This window comes from Pontiella sp. (assembly GCF_041622395.1).
Taxonomy (GTDB): Bacteria; Verrucomicrobiota; Kiritimatiellia; order Kiritimatiellales; family Pontiellaceae; genus Pontiella.
Window position 1 is genome coordinate 1 of record NZ_JBFJYW010000310.1, and the last position, 4,342, is coordinate 4,342.

Sequence of the window (4,342 nt, forward strand, 5' to 3'; positions counted from 1 at the left end):
CGGCATCGACCCGCAGTTCGATAAATATCACCCGGCCGGATGCTTCAACGCCATGATCCTGCCGATTCGCCCGCTCGCCATCCGCGGGGTCATGTTTTTCCAGGGCGAAAACAATGTATTCGACCAGACCCGGATTTTCGAACCCACCTTCCGCGGCGTGATCGACTCGTGGAGGAACGCGTTCGGACGGCAGGATCTGCCGTTCTGCATGTTCCAGATCGCCGGGTGGGGTCCCAAATACACGGAACTCGGAGACACCAAAATCGTGCATATCCAGGAAGCGCAAAAGGCGGTCCACCTGTCGCGACCGGACACGGGGTTTGTCGTGACGGCCGACCACACCCATTCGGACATCCATCCGCTGCGGAAGAAACCACTGGCCGACCGCGCGGTGCGCTGGGCGCTGGCGGAGGTCTACGGCCAAAAGGACGTCACCTGGGGCGACCCCGTCGTTGCCGGCACCGAGCGGAAGGGCGGCCGGATCCTGCTGCATTTCCGCACCCCCGGCGGCGAGAAGCTTCATCTCCGTTCCATGCCGATGGGCTTTGTTCTCGGCGAAGATGGAACGTCGGCCGCGGTCGAGACCTCGGCGCGCAATCCCGAAATGCCCGTGGCCGAACTGCCGACCGGTTTTGCCATTGCGGGCAACGACCGTAAATTCGTGCCGGCCCAGGCCGAGGTCGTCGACGGGACCACGGTGGCCGTGTGGGCGGATTCCGTTTCCGAGCCGGCCGCGGTCCGCTATGCGTGGAGCCCGCGCGGCTTCTTTACCCTCTATACCGAGAGTGGCTTGCCCGCCGGCCCGTTCCGCACCGACGACTGGGATTATCTGACCCCCATTCTGGAAAAAGAGAAAAAAGCGCGCGAGGAAAAGCTGCGGAAGCGGGCCGCGGAAGCCAAAGCGCGCAACGCCGCGAAATAGGAGCGACAACATGAAAACGATTCGACCATTCTTTTTGAGCGCGAAGACGCAACGGCGCAAAGGGTTTAAATCCGGTGCGTTTCGCATCGTCGCGTCTTCGCGGTCAATAGTCATCGCAACGCTGTTTGCGTCGGTTGCTGCGGGAGCGGGGATGCCGGAGATCGACGCGGTGGATTGGCCCGCGTTCATGGCCAGGCAAGACCTGCGGTGGAACAAGCTTCCGGCGCGGTGGGACGAGGGCCCGTTCCTGGGCAACGGCGAGCAGGGCACCCTGATGTACAAGCTCGACAACCGCACCTTGCGCTGGGATGTCGGCTGTTCCGCGGCCCACGACCATCGCCCCTTCGAAGCGGATGACCTCCGCGAAAAAAACGTGGTCGCGCTCAACCGCGGGCGACATTTCATCGGCCACCTGCGGCTGGAGCTTCCCGAGGACGTCACCGAGTCGAAGGCGCGGCTTTCGCTTTGGGATGCCGAGGCCACCGGCGCGCTGGCCTCCAAGGGCGGATCGGTCGAATGGGCGACGCTGGTCCACGCCACGGAACCGGTCATGCGTTTCGAGATCTCCGCCGCGGGCAAACTCAAGGGCGCGAAATTCGCCTACGTCGCCGAGGAAGCGCGCAGTCCCCGCGCGGTGCATTCCAAAAACCTGCGCACGCCCGCCAACCCATCGCCCGTGCTCGACACGCTCGACGGTGGCGTGCACACGGCGGTGCAAAACCTACAAGCCGGCGGCCAGACCGCCGTAGCCTGGTACGAAAAGGAGTCGGGCGGCAAAACCCGGCTTTGGCTGAGCGTCCAGCATAGTTTCCCGGGCAAAGACGCCGTGGATAAGGCCGTTGCGGCCGTGCGCGCCGCGGCCGCCGCCGACCAGGCCGCCTGGGTGCAGGCCCATCGCGATTGGTGGCATGCCTACTATCCGCAAAGCTTCGTCTCCGTCGGCGATGTCTTCTGGGATTCCTTCTACTGGATCCAGCAATACAAGCTCGCCTGCGCCACGCGGGACCAGGGCTGGATCATCGACAACCAGGGGCCGTGGCTCCAGCCCACCCCCTGGAACGCGTTGTGGTGGAACCTCAATATCCAGCTCTCCCACAGCGTCGGATACGAAGCCAACCGTCGCGGCATGGTGTCGGCCCTCAGCCACGGGTTGGATACCCACCGCGATAGCCTGGCCCTGAACGTCGCCGAACCCTATCGCGCGGATTCCTATGCCATCGGCCGCGTGACCTCGGCCTGGGATTTCCTGGGGTATGCCGGACAACCCGGTACGGGCCGTCCGCCGATGGATGCCAAGATCGGCAAGGAAACCGGAAATCTGCTCTGGGCCTTGCACAACATCGACCTCGAATGCCGCTATTGGCAGGATGCCGAACTGCGCGACAACGTGCTCTATCCGTTGCTGACCCGCGCCGTGAACTATTACCGCCACTTCCTCGTGGAAAACGACGAAGGCTTGTTGAGCCTGCCGGAAACCTTCAGCCCGGAATACCGAACGGCGACCGACTGCACCTACGACATCGACCTCTTGCATTGGGGCGTCGGGCGTTTGCTCGAGCTGGCCTCCGAGCGGGGCCTGGCGCAAGCGGAAGAGCCGCTGATTCCCGTCTGGAAAAATATCCAGGCCAAGCTCGTTCCCGCGCAGGTCGATGAAAAGACCGGCCGCATGATTGGCCGCAACGTGCCGTTGTCCAGCGGCCACCGCCACTGGTCGCATCTGCTGGCGATCTATCCGCTGCGCACGCTCACGCCCGAAACGCCCGCCGACCGCGCGTTGATTGAACGCAGCCTGAACCACTGGCACGGTTTCAAGGGGGGGCGTGCCGGCTACTCCTTCACGGGCGGGGCAAGCATTGCCGCGCTGCTCGGGAATGGAGCGCGGGCGCGGGAACTGCTGAACGGTCTCAAACCCTTCCTCAAGCCGAACACCTTCTATTCTGAAAATGTCGGTTGGCCCGTGATGGAGACGCCGCTGCACGCGGCCACCGCCATGCAGGAGATGCTGATGCAGAGCTGGGGCGGGCGCCTTCGCATCTTCCCGGCGGTTCCCGCGGAATGGCCCGACGCCCAGTTCCATAAACTGCGCGGCGAGGGCGCCTATCTCGTCAGCGCCCGCCGCGAGCGCGGCAAAACCCAATGGGTCGTTATCCAGGCAGAGGCCGGCGGTCGCGTGGAAGTCGATCCCGCCATGGCCGATGCCCAATGGCTTGCCTCCGGCGACGTCGAGGTGAAGGCGGACGGCGAGGGCGTCTACACGCTTCAAACCGCGCCCGGCGATGTCGTCATATTCTGGCCCGAAGGCGCCGCGCGGCCCGCGCTGGCCGCCACGCCCGTTGCGCCGCACGGCAAGGAGCACCACTTCGGTCTCTAGGCCCTTTTTCCCCGTATTTAGAAAACCCGTAGATAACCCATCAAGGAGAATACAATGAGCGATTTGTCAGACAACCCGTTGATGAACATTACAACGGAATTGCGCTTTGCCGAGTTCGATCCGAGCCACGTGGTGCCGGCGATTACCGCGCTGATCGAGCGCGCCGAAGAGCAAACGGCCGCGCTGGAACAAAACATCGAACCGGGCTGGGATGCCCTGATGGGAACGTTGGAAGAAATCTGGTCCCCGGTTTGGGCCGCCTGGGGCATGGTGTGCCATCTGAACGCGGTGAAGAATTCCGACGAGTTGCGCGCCGCCTACGAAGAGGTGCAACCGCGGGTGGTGGAGGCCTCGCTGAAGAGCGGACAGAGCCGCCCGATCTATGACGCGATGGTGGCGTTGCGCGAATCGGACGAGTTCGAATCGCTGGATGCGGCCCGCCAACGCGTGCTGGAAAAGGAGATCAAGGCCGCCGAACTCGGCGGGGTGGGGCTGGACGGCGCCGAGAAAAAACGCTTCAACGAAATCGCCAATACCCAATCGAAACTGAAGACCACCTTCACCAACCACGTGCTGGACGCGACCAAGGCGTTCGAAATGGTGATCGTCGATCCGGCGGATACCGAGGGCTGGCCGTCCACCTTCCGCTCGATGGCGTCGCAGTCGTATAACGGCAAATATCCGGAGCAGGCCGGGAATGCCGAAAAGGGGCCGTGGCGCGTGACGCTCGACGGACCGAGCGCCGGTCCGTTTCTGCGGCACAGCCGCAACCGCGCCCAGCGCGAAAAACTCTATCTGGCGCTGATCACGCGCGCGTCCGAGGGCGAGCTGGACAATCGCGGCCTGATTGTGGAGTTGCTCAAGCTGCGCGCCGAGCAGGCCGCGCTGCTGGGCTTCAAGAATTATGCCGAGCTCAGCCTGGCCACCAAGATGGCGCCCGATGTGGCCGCCGTCCGCGCCATGGCGGGCGAGCTGGAGGCGGCGTCGCGCCCGTGCGCCGAAAAGGATAAGGCGGAAGTGGAGGCCTATGCCGCGGCGCACGGCGCGCC

At 64.1% G+C, this 4,342-nt stretch carries 3 protein-coding genes; all 3 read left to right on the plus strand.

All coding sequences use genetic code 11. From position 1 onward, the window contains the following. The coding region (locus tag ABYO54_RS14515) for a sialate O-acetylesterase (RefSeq protein WP_372808961.1) at nt 1–922 on the plus strand (922 nt) is incomplete at its 5' end. A gap of 10 nt (nt 923–932) precedes the next feature. Beyond that, nucleotides 933–3,293, plus strand: a complete 2,361-nt coding sequence (locus tag ABYO54_RS14520) for a glycosyl hydrolase family 95 catalytic domain-containing protein (protein WP_372808962.1) — start codon at nt 933–935, stop codon at nt 3,291–3,293. A gap of 54 nt (nt 3,294–3,347) precedes the next feature. After that, a partial coding sequence (locus ABYO54_RS14525; RefSeq protein ID WP_372808963.1) for a M3 family metallopeptidase occupies nt 3,348–4,342 on the plus strand: 995 nt, incomplete at its 3' end.